We start from the raw sequence: 14,342 nt of genomic DNA on the forward strand, positions 1-14,342 counted from the left end.
GAGTACAAAGAGAAGGGGATAAGTATGCCCATATACAAACAAAAAGCAGGAATCATAGTTTTATAAATGCTTACGATTTCTGCTCTTTGCTAAAGTTAATGACATTGTGTATTTATGCGGGTTTTCGGCATTTGTTTTATCGAATGGCTCTAGTTTGGCTCTATTTGTGGGGAGAGTAATAGCAAGATTAAGGAGTAAAAGAATGTAATTACTCTGTTAGTAAATTGACACAAGTTGGCTGTAGAGTATAATTATAGTAAAAGTACAGCAGAAGCTGTCGCAAAGATATTTATAAAAATGTTGTGGAGGTATTGAACATTAATGAATGTAAAATTAAAATCTGCAAGCAAGCAAGCGACTGTAGCCTGGAGGGTGGGAGAAAGATGAAGAAGTGCAAATTAGTACAGAATATAAGAAATTTCAAATTTTGTTATTTTATATTTTGCATAATGATATGTTTGGTTGTTTTTCCTGTTTCCACATCTGCCCAAGAAAATTCTGATCATGTTATCCGGGTAGGATCTTTTGAGGAAACTTATAATGTAGTCAATGAAAAGGGAGAAAGAAGCGGCTATGGTTATGAGTATCTTCAAGATATTGCAGGTTATGCAGGATGGACATATAAATACATAACAAGTGATTGGAAAAACTGCTTTACACAGTTGGAAAATGGAGAAATTGATATTCTAGGTGGCATTTCCTATACAGACGAACGTGCTGAAAATATGCTTTTTTCCGATATGCCTATGGGGGAAGAGAAATATTACATCTATACGGATGCATCCAATATGGATCTTACAGCAGGAAATTTGGATTCTTTTGAGGGAAAAAATATTGGTGTGCTTAAAGATAATATAACGGAGGATGTGCTTAACGAATGGGAGTTAAAGTATGGTCTGCATACGCAGCATGTCAATGTTTCTAATACCGCAGAAGTTATGGACAAACTGTCGAAACACGAAATTGACTGCTTTGTTTCGGTAGAAGAATCCCGTTGGGAAGAATCGGATATTTCACCGCTTACAAGTATTGGAGAGACAGAAATCTATTTCGCTATAAATCCAGAACGTCCGGATATCAAAGAAGCACTGGATAGTGCTATGCGCAGAATCAAGGATGACAACCCATTTTACACAGATGATCTCTACAGGCGTTATCTTTCTGCACAGAGCAGCTCGTTTCTTTCAAAAGAAGAAAGTGAGTGGATCGGGCAGCATGGTGCAATCCGGATAGGGTATCTGAATCAGGATGGAGGTATCAGCAGTGTAGATCCATCAACAGGTAAACTGACAGGTGTTATTACAGATTATGTGGATCTTGCAGAAAATTGTCTGCAAGGTCAGACTCTGGAATTTGAATTAAATGGATATGAGACAAGAAGTGAACTGCTTCAGGCATTGCAGGATGGAAAAATAGACCTGATTTTTCATGCAAACCAGAATCCATACTTTGCAGAAACAAATGGATTTGCTTTGTCGGATACGCTATTGACTCTCGATATGGCAGCAATTACGGCAAAGGATTCTTTTGATGAAAATAAAGAGAATATAGCTGCCGTTGAAAAAGATGATTTTGCATTGAAAGCATATCTTTCATACAATTATCCGCAATGGAAGGTTGTGGAATATGAAACATCAGATGCAGCAGTAAAAGCAATGCAGAAAGGGGAGACGGATTGTATTGTAAGCAATTCAGGTACTGTTTCAGACTATTTGAAAAATAATAAGCTTCATAGTGTTTTCCTGACAAAAGAAGCTGATGTTCCATTTGCTGTTCAGCAGGGAGAACCGGTTCTTTTGTCCATTCTGAATAAAACACTGACATCTATGCCTACAACTCAATTTTCAGGTGCAGTAGTTTCGTATAATGCTTCTTCACGAAAAGTTACAGCGAAGGATTTTATTCAGGACAATTTACTGGCTGTCTCACTCATAGTTGGAATCTCTATTTTTGTTGTCCTGTGTATAATTCTTGATTCTTTGAAAAAATCAAAACGTGCGGAAGAAAAATCCAAGAAGTCTGCTGAGCAGGCATTGAAGCTGAATCAGGAGCTTGAAGAAAAACAGCAGGAATTACAAAATGCACTTGTAGAAGCACAGAGTGCCAATAAGGCTAAGACTTCCTTTTTAAATAACATGTCTCATGACATCAGGACACCGATCAATGGCATTATGGGCATGCTTACAATTCTTGAAAAAAGCGGAAATGATGGTGAGCGGACAAAAGATTGCCTGAATAAAATAAATGAGTCTTCGAAACTGCTATTATCATTGGTAAATGATGTTTTGGATATGGCAAAGTTAGATCGAATACCGTGGTTTTTAGTGATGAATCCATCAATCTGGATCAGGTATGTAAAGAAATTACGGAGTCGCTATACTTTCAGGCAGAAGAAAAAGGACTTCATGTTATAGGAGAACATGATGATTACAGTGGTATATATGTTTGGAGCAATGCAGTTCATCTGAAAAAAATATTGATGAATCTGTTTACAAACAGTATGAAGTACAATAAGGTGAATGGTTTTATTTACATGAGTATGAGAACGATTGAAAGATCAGAAGATCACATGACATGTGAATTTAAAATAAAAGATAATGGAATTGGAATGTCAGAAGAATTTATAAAAAATGAATTGTTTACTCCATTTGTACAGGCAGATAATTCCCCGCGTTCTGATTATAATGGGACAGGTCTGGGAATGCCTATTGTGAAACAACTTGTAGAAAAGATGGGCGGAACCATAACAGTTGAAAGCAAGCTTGGTGAAGGAAGTTGTTTTACTGTAATACTTCCATTTAAAATTGATACGAATGCACGGCCAGAAGAAAAAGAAGATTTTGATGCAGATATATCAGATATCCGGGTATTGCTGGTTGAAGATAATGAGCTGAATGTGGAAATAGCAGAATTTATGCTGACGGAAAATGGAGCTAAAGTAGAAACAGTGAACAATGGGTTAGAAGCTGTTCAGCATTTTGAAGCTTCCGAACCGGGAACATACGATGTTATTTTAATGGATGTTATGATGCCGGTGATGGATGGTCTTACAGCTGCAAGAACAATAAGAGCTCTGGATCGGCAGGATGCAAAAACAATTCCTATCATTGCTATGACTGCAAATGCATTCAGGGAAGATGCCGAAAGGTGTATGGAAGCAGGAATGAACGCACATCTTGCAAAGCCGTTGGATGATGAAAAAATTAAGCAGACCATAAGCGAAGAGTTGAGAAAGCAAAATGCCTGTCATGAATGATTATGAGGCAACCGCAGCAATCAGGAGCCTTCCAGTTGCATGGGATAAGCAGACAGGAAACATAGAGAGAGGATTTTGTTATGACAGAACAGAAACTGTATCAGTTTTGTGATACAATGGCTGCATCTGAATACCGCTCGCTGATCCGTCCATTTCTGGATATCTCTACACTTTCAGCAAGATTGAAGGCGGAAGAATGCATTTCCACAGAATACCGTATGTGTGATGGCAGTTGGCACAGGATGCTTTTTACTGTAAAAAAAGGGATGAGTCTGGAAATGTAACCCATGTTTGCAAAATACGTGAAGAGTTGAGACGTTTTTGTATTAAATTAAAATTAGATAAAAGGCATGTGAAATACGATGATGAAAAATAACTATATAAAACAAAAAAGAAAAGATCAAAATCCGGTAAATCATTGGAAAATTTTTGAGGGACGGTTGGTATTCCTTCTGGCAATGGTGATTTTGGCTGTTGTTGCATATACTTTTATTTTACAACAAGCATATACCAAAACTGCTCTGAAAACAGAAATTGAACGAGATATTTCCAGTGCAGATGCGGTTCATAAGCTGGTAAATAACAGACTGGGACGAAAAGATTTTAATGAAATAAAAAGTAAAGCTGATGAGAATACAGAACTATTCAAGAATATGTCGACATATATGAATGAAATCAGAACGCTGAATTCTACGAGATATATTTACACAGCAACCAGAAATGAAGACGGTAGATTGATTTACGTTGTAGACGGACTGGATCCATCGGCTGGTGACGTCAGACATCCAGGAGATCCGATTGAAAAGGAGATGGTTCCTTATATAGAAAAAGCACTTTCTGGAAAAACAGTATATTCTCAGGATATTGTTGATACAACATGGGGACCTATTTTTACAGCCTGTTATCCTGTGACAGCGGAAGATGAATCTAATGAAGTGATAGGTGCTTTCTGCATAGAAATGGATATGCAGAAAGCGTATGGAATGGTTGAGAAGACGAATAAGTTAAGTATTGTACTGGGATGCATTACAGCGTGTATTTTGGTAATATTATGTACCTGTGGATATTCTGTATATAAGAAGCAAAAAGAAAATGAGCAGAAACAGCAAAAACTGTTGCAGGAAGCTGCAAGACTGGCCGATTCAGCTAACAAAGCAAAATCAACATTTCTATTTAATATGTCTCATGATATTCGTACCCCTATGAATGCAATCATTGGATATGCAGAATTGGGAGAGAAACATTTAAAGGAGCCAACTATATTAGAGGATTACTTTGAAAAAATATTATTGTGCGGAAAGAAAATGCTGCATTTGATTGATAACATTCTTGAATTAGCACGAATCGAAAACAACCAAGCAACGCTGGATGAAACAATAACAGATGTTTCTAAAAACTTTGATTTATGTATTGATATGTTTAGAAAACCGATAGAAGAAAAACATCAAACACTGAAAGTCAATAAGAACATTCGATATCCATACCTGCATATGGATGATGCAAGATCATCTGAAATTACGATTAACATTTTGAGTAATGCTGTGAAATACACGGGTGAAGGCGGTAACATAAGCTGTACATTGAACCAATATCCCGGCGAAAAAGAAGGTTGGAGTGTATTAGAGCTTATCATAGCAGACAACGGAATCGGAATGTCAGAAGAATTCCAAAAACATATTTTTGAATCATTTTCACAGGAACGATCTTCGTCAGACAGCGGAATAGAAGGTAGCGGACTTGGCATGGGAATCGTGAAGAAACTGGTGGATTTAATGAATGGCAAGATCACAGTTCAGAGCAAACCGGGAGCAGGTTCTACTTTTACAATCACGCTTCCATTAAAAATAGCAAATGCGGAAGAAAGGAATCCGAAACATGCAGACGGTCAGTTGAATATCAAAAAACTGGAAGGAAAAAGGGTTCTTCTGGTAGAAGATAATGACTTGAACGCAGAAATTGCAACGGAACTTTTGACGGAAGAGGGAATCATGATAGAAAGAGCGGAGAACGGCGTTGCATGTATTGATATGTTTAACAAAGCAAAGCAAAATTACTACAGTCTGATTCTGATGGATATTCAGATGCCGATTATGAACGGATATGAAGCATCCAGGAGAATTCGAGAACTGAAAGACGGTAACAAATCGCAGATTCCAATTGTTGCAATGACAGCAAATGCGTTTGAAGAAGATAAGAAGATGGCTTTGGCAAGTGGCATGAATGATCATGTTGCAAAACCAATAGATATGAATGTATTATTGCCGACTATTATGAAATATATGTAAAGGAAGAAAGAAGGACACTGATTTTGTAGTCAGTGTTCTTCTTACATATCAGTCGACTAAAGAAAAACATTTTATCCAGTCCATTCTTTTTTGTCAGTTTTCTGCCGGCAAGTCAGAGAGCAGGACATTTCCGTTGACGGTACTTGCCTGAATGGTGAAGGCAGAAATACCGGAGCGGGTGAATGTTTTTGTGTAGGATTCCGTTCTTCCATTGGAGACGAGGCGGATTTTTCCGGTTGTCGTGGATGCATGAATGGACGCATCGGCAAGGTCGTGCGGGAGATGGAGTTTCACGGAACCGTTGACGGATTTTGCTGTCAGGGACTCGGAACAGGTTCCCTCGAAGAGGACTTTGCCGTTGACACCGTTTAAAGCTGCGCGGGAGCAGTCGCCGGTGATTTCAAGTCTGCCGTTTGTGGCGGAAACATCGAGGCTGTCTGTGCGCAGACGGGTCAGGACGATCTTTCCGTTCGCAGCCTGTATGCGGCAGCTGGATGCGGAAAGGGAATCGCCGGTGATTTTGCCGTTTGTGGCGGAAATTTCGAGCGTAGTAAGGGAGAGGGTATCAAGCCCGGTCGCGCCGTTCAAAGAGCGGAGCGTCAGCTTCTGTACGGTGGACGGCACCTGGAAGGAGAACACCTCTTTCTGGTGATTATTGCAGAAAAGATGTTTCCAGAATACGGAAGGGATGAGCTTTTTCTCTCGCAGACAGAACGTATTGCCCTCAATGCCTGCTTCGAAGCGGTCCGGATCGAAGTCGCCGGAAAAGTCAAACTCAACCGAAGCGGAAGTGCCCGGAGCAAAGTCGGCAGAAGCGTTCCGCAGGGAGATTTCCATAGCGGTGATGGCGGTGGAAGGGGCGTACGGGTAGTTCGGATGTGTTTCTTCAGAATTGGAGTGGATTTTCTCCTGTGGCAGCACGTTTGCAACAGGCTGCTCCGTTGTGGCATATTCCTGACGGAAAAATTCGAGGACATCGTCGACATTGCCGAGTTCCGCACAGATTTCCTCATCGGAGAGACCCTGGCTGCGGGCGTCGGCGAAATGGGATTCGAAATCGTTTAAAATTTCCTCTGCGGCGGCAGAATCAAAGGATGCAAGGCCCTGTTTCAATGCATTCATATAAGTTTCATACGTTGTATTCATCATGATTTTCCTTTCTATCGTCAGATCGTTTCATCTGAAATCAGTCGGTTGATCTGCTGGGTGAAATCCAGCCATTCCTGTTTTTTCTCCTGCTGATAAGCTGTTCCTGCTTCAGTCAGATGGTAATATTTCCGGGCAGGGCCGGATGCGGATTCCTGCAGATACGTTTCCACGTAACCGGCTTCCTTGAGTCGTTTTAAAATCATATAGAGCGTTCCTGCGGCGATGGACATTTCGCGGGAAATGGCGTCTGTCAGCTCATAGCCGTATTTGTCCTCTTTTGTCAGCTGGGAGAGGACACAGAGCTCGAGGACGCCCTTTTTGAGTTGTGGATTCATATGAACACCTCCTTGTTGAGTAGATCATAACACAGACTATATCATAATGCAATATAGCAAACCAAATTTTTATCCTGCCATGTGTTCGATTTTGTACATGGAAATGACTTGAAAAGAACCGCGGATTTCCGTATAATCAAGCAGAACCCTGAAATTTGACCGGAAAATACAGAAAAATAGAAAGATAGTAAGTTGGAAAGAAGAGGAAAAAATATGAGTGAAATGAATCAGAATAACAATGGCCCGGTAAAGGGCGCGATCCATTCGATCGAGAGCTTCGGATCCGTCGACGGACCTGGCGTACGCTACGTGATTTTCGTGAAGGGCTGCAACATGCGCTGCCAGTTCTGCCACAACCCGGATACCTGGACGATGAAAGATGCCGACTGGCAGACCGCAGATGAGGTGCTGAAAAAGGCGCTCCGCTACAAAAATTACTGGGGCGAAAAGGGCGGCATTACTGTAAGCGGCGGAGAACCGCTGCTGCAGATCGACTTCCTGATCGAGCTGTTCCGCAAGGCAAAAAAGAACGGCGTTCACACAACGCTGGATACCAGTGGAAATCCGTTCACAAGAGAGGAGCCGTATTTCAGTAAATTTAATGAGCTGATGAAATACACCGACCTGCTGCTGCTCGATATCAAGTTGATTGACGACAAGGCGCACAGAGAGCTGACCGGCTGCACCAACGAGAACATCCTCGACCTGGCGCGCTACCTTGACGAGATCGGCAAACCAGTCTGGATCCGCCACGTCCTCGTCCCGGAACGCAGCGACTACGATGAATACCTGATTCGCCTCGATGAGTTTTTACACAGCCTGCACAACGTACAGCGCGTAGAGGTTCTCCCATACCACACCCTCGGCGTATTCAAATGGGAAACCTTAGGAATCCCATACAAACTCGAAGGCATCAACCCGCCGACCAAAGAGCGCGTGGAAAACGCCAATAAACTGCTGCATACGGCGGAATATACGGGATATCTGAAATAAAAAGCAGAACAACAAGAAAAAAATGTGAAAAAGTAACAATTTTTATAAAAATTTTATAGTATTTCTGTTCAAAAACCAGAAGAAAAGGAGTATAATCTCTGTTATGGACGAGAGCATGGTTACAATGTGACGGACATGACAGGGACGACAGCAAAAACACTACGAACCTTTTTGATTCGCCGCGGCAGTTGCTGCATCCACCAAAAATAAGAGCAAAAAGAAAGAAGGATTTACAATGTTTGGTTCAAAAGAGGCATCGGAAGACAAGCTGAAAAAAATGGTGGAAAAAGGAAAATGGGACAAATTAAGAAAACAGTATCTGGATTCGGACAAGACAACGCAGGTAGCGCTTGCAAAAGCCTGTGCAGCTTCGAGAAATGATGGTTCTGTTAATATTCTGACTTCTCTTCTGGAAGTAGACGATGTAGACGTAAAAACCGCGGCCGTTACGAGCCTTGGTGAGGTTGGAGACGATCACGTAACAGCACTGATCCGTCAGCTGGCCGTCAAGACACCGGCAGATCAGACGGAGCTGAAAGCAGCGATCACAAAAGCGCTGGAGAAGATTGTCGAAAGAGCATAAGAGCAGGATCAGTGAAAAAAAGGAAAGGCGAAGAAGTTTCTGTAAAAAGAAGCTCCTTCGTTTTTTTGTTGCAAGGCATATCAGAATCTGCTCCAGCGGATTGTTTTTGCCCGAACAGAAATCTTACAAAATCGTAATAATAATGCAGTTGTATCTATCCCGCAAAAAATGCTATAGTGAAAATAACACAGACACAAAAGCAGAACGCGGAGCGAAAAGCATCCGCAGAAAAAAGGGAGGAAACAAGATGGAATTTGTATTCGAACATGCAACCATGATTGCCGTGATCGCCGTTGTGGTGATCATTCTTGCCATTCTGGCGAGCGGTTATGTGAAGGCGCCGCCGGATACCGCATTTATTATTTCCGGTTTCAAAAAAGGCCAGCGGATCCTGATCGGTAAAGCCGGCATCAAGCTCCCATTCTTTGAGCGGCTGGACAAGCTGAGTCTGAAGCTGGTAGCGATTGATGTGAAGACGAGCGACGCCGTGCCGACCGCTGACTACATCAATATTCAGGTGGATGCAGCCGTCAACATCAAAGTCGGGGACGAACCGCAGAAGCTCCAGAAAGCATCCCAGAACTTCCTGAACCGCGACAGCGAATATATTGCCAAGGTTGCAAGAGAAGTCCTTGAAGGAAACATGCGTGAGATCGTTGGAAAGATGCGTCTGGAAGAGATGGTTTCCGACCGCCAGAAGTTTGCGGAGCTGGTCAAAGAAAATGCAGAACCGGACCTGGCTGCGATGGGACTTGACATCATCAGCTTCAACGTACAGAATTTCGTTGATTCCAATCAGGTCATTGAAAACCTCGGTATCGACAATATCGTAAAAATCAAGAAATCTGCGGCGATCGCCCGTGCCAATTCCGAGAAAGAAATCAAAATTGCCCAGGCGCGTGCAAATAAAGAGGCGAACGATGAGCGCGTTCTTGCCGAGACTGAGATCGCAAAGAAAAACAACGATCTGGCAATCAAGTCGGCAGAGCTGAAAAAAGAGTCCGATATCAAAAAGGCAGAGGCAGATGCAGCGTACAAGATTCAGGAAGAGCAGCAGAGAAAAGAGCTGGAAATCACTTCCGCGAATGCGAACATCGCCCGTCAGGAGCGCGAGGTTGAGCTCCGTGCCAGAGAAGTAGAAGTAACCGAGAAATCCCTCGAGGCAGAAGTCAAGAAGAAAGCCGAGGCCGAGCGTTACGCAAAACAGCAGCAGGCAGAGGCAGATTTGTACCGCCGTCAGAAAGACGCAGAGGCAGACCAGTTCGAAAAAATCCGCGAGGCGGAGGCAAAGAAAGCCCAGGCAGAAGCCCAGCGCTATGCGATGGAGCAGGAAGCACTCGGTATCAAGGCAAAAGGTGAGGCGGAAGCCGCATCCATCCGTGCCCAGGCACTTGCAGAGGCCGAAGGTATGGAGAAGAAAGCTGAGGCTTACCAGCGCTACAACAAAGCCGCAATGGCAGAGATGATGATCAAGGTTCTGCCAGAGATCGCCGGAAAGATCGCAGAGCCGCTCAGCCAGATCGACAAGATTACGATCATCGGCGGCGGAAGCGAAGACAACGGCATCGGCTCCGTAGCGGGCAATGTGCCGGTGGTGATGGCAAAGCTGTTTGAGTCGATGAAAGAGGCGACCGGTGTCGATCTCTCCGAAATCATGAGAGCCGATACATACGATGCAAAAGTAAACCGCAACATTCAGATCTCCAGCCCGGAAGAGCTCAAAGAGTATCTGAAAGCAGAAGCCGGAAAGGCAGCAGCGGATGCAGAAAGCCCGGAAAAAGCGGAAGCATCCGAACCGGTGCAGAAAGACGGCAGCGAGCAGTAAATCCAGAACGGATCATAAAAACAGAAAAAGAGGCAGGGATCCAGAAAAATTTCTTGAGGATCCTGCCTCTTTTGACGTATAGATCGGAAAAAGTTATTCGGCGCCTTTTTCCAGCATGCTCATGAACTCTTTTGCCGCCTGCGGGATCGGCAGATGGGAGCTGTGGGCAACGACAAGCTGGCGCGGCGGAAGCTCCTCCACGAGGTCGAGCTGGAAGGCCGCCGTCTCTTTTACAAGGCAGTAGTCCGGCACAAACGCGATGCCAAGGCCGATACTCGCCAGGTCGATCAGAAGATCGTTGCTGCCAAGCTCAATTTCCGGCACGAGGTCGAGCTGGAACCGCTGAAACTGGCTGTGCAGGAACTCACTCGTCGTACTCTTGCGGTCGAGCATCAGAATCGGGTACTGCAGCAGCTCTTTTAAGTGAACCGGCCTGTTTTCCAGTTCCGGGTAATATTCGCCGTTTGCGATGAAGATATCGTGGAACGAATGAATCGGAATCGTGTGAAGACGGCTGGAAAGATGCGAGTTTGGATAATTGGTCACGATGAAATCCACCTGGCCGGATTCCAGCAGATCGACGCACTGGGTCGAAGTCTGGTTTGTCACCTTGATGTGGACATTCGGAAAGGAGCGGTGGAAACGGTTCAGGTACGGAACAAGGAAATAGCGGCAGATTGTGTCGCTCGCGCCGATGCGGAGCTGGCCGCCGCCAAGCGTTCCCGCTTCCATAATCTGTGCTTCACCGCGCGCAATCAGGTTGATCGCAGGCTCTACGTGGCGCAGCAGCGTTTCTCCCTCCGGCGTTAACTGCACGCGCTTTGTACTGCGGATAAAGAGCGTGATTCCAAGCTTTTTCTCCAGTACCTTGATCGACTGGCTGACCGCCGACTGCGAGATAAAAAGCAGCTTGGAGGCCTCGGAAAAACTGAGTGTGGTGGCAACGTAATAGAAAACCTTATATAACTCGTAATTAATATCCAAAATAAGCACCTCTTATAAAATATGATATCTTCACTCTAGCACACTTCCCCGAAAGAATGCAAGAAAAAATCTGCCGGAGCCGTGAACTTTTTCTCCTCTTTTTCGAGTAAGAGAAAATTCACGGTTCCGGCAGATAAGAAAGGGGAATCAGCCAAGCACTTTGGCAATGGCGCTGTCCAGCGTGCGGATCTGGCGCGTTGCAGAGTATCCGTCGAGTTTCGGCATCTGAATATCCATCAGCACCAGATCGAACTGATCCGGCGCTGCGGTGCGGAGCGTCTCAACGGCAACATCGCCGTCGTCTGCAAGGCTGACGGAAAATCCGGCGTTCGAAAGGAGCTCCATCGCGATTTCCTGTACCATATGGCTGACGTTGATCGCCATGCCAAGTCCCGTACCCTGAATGCCGCTGACCGTAGAAGTCTCCTCGCGTGTAAACGATTCAAAGAGGTGCTCCTGGAATTCCCGGCTCATGCCGATGCCGTTGTCGCGGACGTGGAATTCGTAGAGCGCATACCCTTTTTTATAGTACGGTTTCTGAATAATACGGACAATGATGGTGCCGCCGTTCTGTGTGAATTTCGTGGCATTGCTCAGCAGATTCAGCAGAATCTGGTTCAGGCGGAAAAAGGTGCTGGCCGGAGGTGGAAATCTTGTTCAGGTATTCCTGCACCTGGTCCGGCTGATTGACGTGGGCGGCAGCCAGAGCGGTAAAGCCGATGATCGCATTCATCCGAAAAAACAGATTTTGTTCCGGAATGAAAATGGGAAACAAAAGTTACTTTACATATAAAAGAGCAGAACAGGAAGAAATTTTGAAAAAAATTGAAGAAAATTACAAATTATTGTGGAATATGTGGAAAAAATATGGTAGGATGGGGGAGAAGAGAAAAGTGGTTTCAAAATGTTACTTAACGTTCAGTGAAAGTTCTATGGTTACAAAGAAAACAAAAAACAAGAGGAGAAGGAAAATGAAATTTTTACCAAAACCAAAAGAGGTAAAACTCCTGACGGGGGAACATGCACTCTGCTATGACGGCAGAATTGTACTGGATGGCAGACTGCTGGGAAATGGGGATACGTATGCGAAAGTGCTGCAGAAGGGAATCAAAAAGGAAACCGGAATGCAGTACGATATCGGATACGGCGTTCCGGGAAGAAAAGAGACCGGCGCGATTGTACTGGAACTGGATGAGACAAGGAAAAGCCAGCAGTATGTGCTGCAGGTGACAGAGGAGGAAATCCGCATCCAGGGCGGAGACGGAGCCGGCGTGCTCTACGGTGTGCAGACGCTGTGCCAGATGATGCACGAATACGGTGCACTGCTTCCTGCCGTGCGGATCGAGGATGAGCCGGATCTGCCGGTGCGCGGCTATTATCTCGATGAGACGAGAGGCCGTGTGCTGACACTTTCCTATTTAAAACAGGTGGCAGACCGCATGGCGTACTACAAGCTGAACCAGCTGCAGCTCTATGTGGAGCACACGTATCTGTTCTCCGGACTTTCCGAGATGTGGCGCGATGAGACGCCGCTTACGGCAGAGGAAATCCGCGAGCTGGATGCGTACTGCGCAAAGCTTCATATCGAATTGGTGCCGTCGATCGCAACGTTCGGCCATCTGTACATGCTGCTCTCCACAAAGAGCTATGGCGACCTCTGTGAATTCCCAGACAGCTGGAAAGAGCCGTTTTCCTTCTGGGACCGGATGCAGCATCACACGGTGGATGTCTCCGGCGGCAGAGCGATCGAGCTGATCAAGGCCATGATCGAGGAGTACATGGCGCTTTTTGCCACGGATAAATTCAACATCTGCGCGGACGAAACGTTCGACCTTGGAAAAGGAAAATCGAAACCGCTGGCAGACGAGAAAGGCGTTCACCGCCTGTATATCGACTATGTAAAAGAGCTCTGCGAGTTTCTCGTGGCAAAAGGCAAAAAGCCGATGTTCTGGGGCGATATCATCTGCGCACAGCCGGAGCTGATCAAAGAGCTGCCAGAGGAAACCGTCTGCCTGACCTGGGGCTATGCAGCCGAGCAGAGAGAGCATGAGGCAAAAGTGATGGCGGAAGCTGGTGCAAGACAGTATCTCTGTCCTGGGGTCGGCGGCTGGAACCAGTGGATGAACCTGGTGGAGAACAGCTACAAAAATATCGCACGGATGTGCGGCTATGCGAGAAAATACCATGCGGAAGGTGTTCTGAACACAGACTGGGGTGACTGCGGCCACATCAATCAGCCGGACTTTTCCCTTCCTGGCATGATCTATGGAGCCGTCTTCTCCTGGGGAGACGATACCGACAGCTTTGAGGAGCTGAATGAACAGATTTCCCGTCTGGCCTACGGCGACCGGAGCGGAAAATTCGTTTCCTATATGGCAAAAACGGCAGAATGCTCCATCTTTGACTGGTGGGATGCCAACGTCGTTTACGAGGAAAAAGTGCTCGGTCATCCGAACAACCGGAATGCGCTGTTTGACGCGAGAATCCAGGATGAGGCGAAGCGTGCAGCTGCAAAGGAAACAATTGCGGCTCTGAAAAAAGAACTGAAAAAGACAGCCGGTGCTCTGGAAGAATCCTGCCGTCCAATGGTTCCGGTGCTGGAACTCACGATGGAAGCGATTGACATCTGGAATGAGACGGGCGCGAGAATGTGTGACATTGAGCTTGGAAAAGAAAAGGATGAGACAGCCTGCGCGGCACTTGCGGGACGGCTGGAAACCTGGTTTATGAAGTATAAAGCGTCCTGGAGAAGCATCAGCAAAGAAGGCGATCTGCACCACATTTCAGAGATTGTATTCTGGTATGCCGACATTCTGCGGGGAAGAAAACCGTACGAAAAATAGAAAAAATCCATTTGTGAACAAAGATGAACACAAATAGAAAATAAATGAACGATAAAAAGTAACAAAGAAAACGAAAATTTACATAAAAG

General features: G+C 45.0%; 13 protein-coding genes. 8 read left to right on the top strand and 5 right to left on the bottom strand.

The genetic code is table 11. The features are described 5' to 3' along the window. Positions 1–383: 383 nt before the first annotated feature. The 4 genes from DW965_RS11895 to DW965_RS11905 all read left to right on the top strand — a co-directional run bounded on the left by DW965_RS11895 (position 384) and on the right by DW965_RS11905 (position 5,541). On the top strand, positions 384–2,414 hold the full coding sequence (locus tag DW965_RS11895) for a transporter substrate-binding domain-containing protein (protein ID WP_243036628.1): 2,031 nt from the start codon (positions 384–386) through the stop codon (positions 2,412–2,414). 86 nt (positions 2,415–2,500) lie between these two features. Beyond that, positions 2,501–3,256 carry an ATP-binding response regulator gene (locus DW965_RS20025; protein ID WP_243036631.1) on the top strand — a complete coding sequence of 252 codons (756 nt, stop codon included), beginning with the start codon at positions 2,501–2,503 and terminating at the stop codon, positions 3,254–3,256. A gap of 80 nt (positions 3,257–3,336) precedes the next feature. Further along, complete coding sequence (locus DW965_RS11900) at positions 3,337–3,540, top strand: hypothetical protein (RefSeq protein ID WP_022462380.1); 204 nt, start codon at positions 3,337–3,339, stop codon at positions 3,538–3,540. 78 nt (positions 3,541–3,618) lie between these two features. Continuing rightward, the gene (locus DW965_RS11905; RefSeq protein WP_118601331.1) at positions 3,619–5,541 is read left to right on the top strand and encodes a hybrid sensor histidine kinase/response regulator; all 1,923 of its coding nucleotides are present in this window, start codon (positions 3,619–3,621) and stop codon (positions 5,539–5,541) included. Positions 5,542–5,634: 93 nt separating this feature from the next. Here DW965_RS11905 and DW965_RS11910 read toward each other — a convergent pair whose 3' ends face one another. Next, positions 5,635–6,690 (bottom strand): DUF4097 family beta strand repeat-containing protein, encoded by a 1,056-nt coding sequence (locus DW965_RS11910; RefSeq protein ID WP_119198420.1) that lies wholly within the window; start codon positions 6,688–6,690, stop codon positions 5,635–5,637. A gap of 17 nt (positions 6,691–6,707) precedes the next feature. After that, on the bottom strand, positions 6,708–7,025 hold the full coding sequence (locus DW965_RS11915) for a PadR family transcriptional regulator (RefSeq protein ID WP_022463160.1): 318 nt from the start codon (positions 7,023–7,025) through the stop codon (positions 6,708–6,710). Positions 7,026–7,238: 213 nt separating this feature from the next. On the opposite strand from DW965_RS11915, the gene pflA reads away from it, so the two are divergent. From pflA to DW965_RS11930, 3 genes are all read left to right on the top strand, one after another. After that, positions 7,239–8,018 (top strand): pyruvate formate-lyase-activating protein, encoded by a 780-nt coding sequence (pflA, locus tag DW965_RS11920; RefSeq protein WP_330411471.1) that lies wholly within the window; start codon positions 7,239–7,241, stop codon positions 8,016–8,018. 235 nt (positions 8,019–8,253) lie between these two features. Then, positions 8,254–8,601 (top strand): HEAT repeat domain-containing protein, encoded by a 348-nt coding sequence (locus DW965_RS11925; RefSeq protein ID WP_055221368.1) that lies wholly within the window; start codon positions 8,254–8,256, stop codon positions 8,599–8,601. Between the two features lie 247 nt (positions 8,602–8,848). After that, a complete protein-coding gene (locus DW965_RS11930) occupies positions 8,849–10,426 on the top strand; it encodes a flotillin family protein (RefSeq protein ID WP_022463163.1) in 1,578 nt (525 codons plus the stop codon). A gap of 93 nt (positions 10,427–10,519) precedes the next feature. Here the strand turns inward: DW965_RS11930 and DW965_RS11935 are convergent, their stop codons facing one another. The 3 genes from DW965_RS11935 to DW965_RS21410 form a co-directional block, all read right to left on the bottom strand. After that, complete coding sequence (locus DW965_RS11935; protein WP_022463164.1) at positions 10,520–11,410, bottom strand: LysR family transcriptional regulator; 891 nt, start codon at positions 11,408–11,410, stop codon at positions 10,520–10,522. A gap of 147 nt (positions 11,411–11,557) precedes the next feature. Beyond that, positions 11,558–12,031, bottom strand: coding sequence for an ATP-binding response regulator (locus DW965_RS11940; protein ID WP_264466096.1), 474 nt, complete (start codon positions 12,029–12,031; stop codon positions 11,558–11,560). Further along, on the bottom strand, positions 11,934–12,143 hold the full coding sequence (locus DW965_RS21410; RefSeq protein ID WP_330421154.1) for a hypothetical protein: 210 nt from the start codon (positions 12,141–12,143) through the stop codon (positions 11,934–11,936). The genes DW965_RS11940 and DW965_RS21410 overlap by 98 nt, the downstream gene beginning before the upstream one ends. A gap of 238 nt (positions 12,144–12,381) precedes the next feature. Between DW965_RS21410 and DW965_RS11945 the strand changes: the two genes are divergently transcribed. Beyond that, positions 12,382–14,253 carry a beta-N-acetylhexosaminidase gene (locus DW965_RS11945; protein ID WP_117762250.1) on the top strand — a complete coding sequence of 624 codons (1,872 nt, stop codon included), beginning with the start codon at positions 12,382–12,384 and terminating at the stop codon, positions 14,251–14,253. Positions 14,254–14,342 lie beyond the last annotated feature (89 nt).

The sequence above is a fragment of the Blautia sp. AM47-4 genome, assembly GCF_003479865.1.
Classification (GTDB): Bacteria; Bacillota; Clostridia; order Lachnospirales; family Lachnospiraceae; genus Fusicatenibacter; species Fusicatenibacter saccharivorans.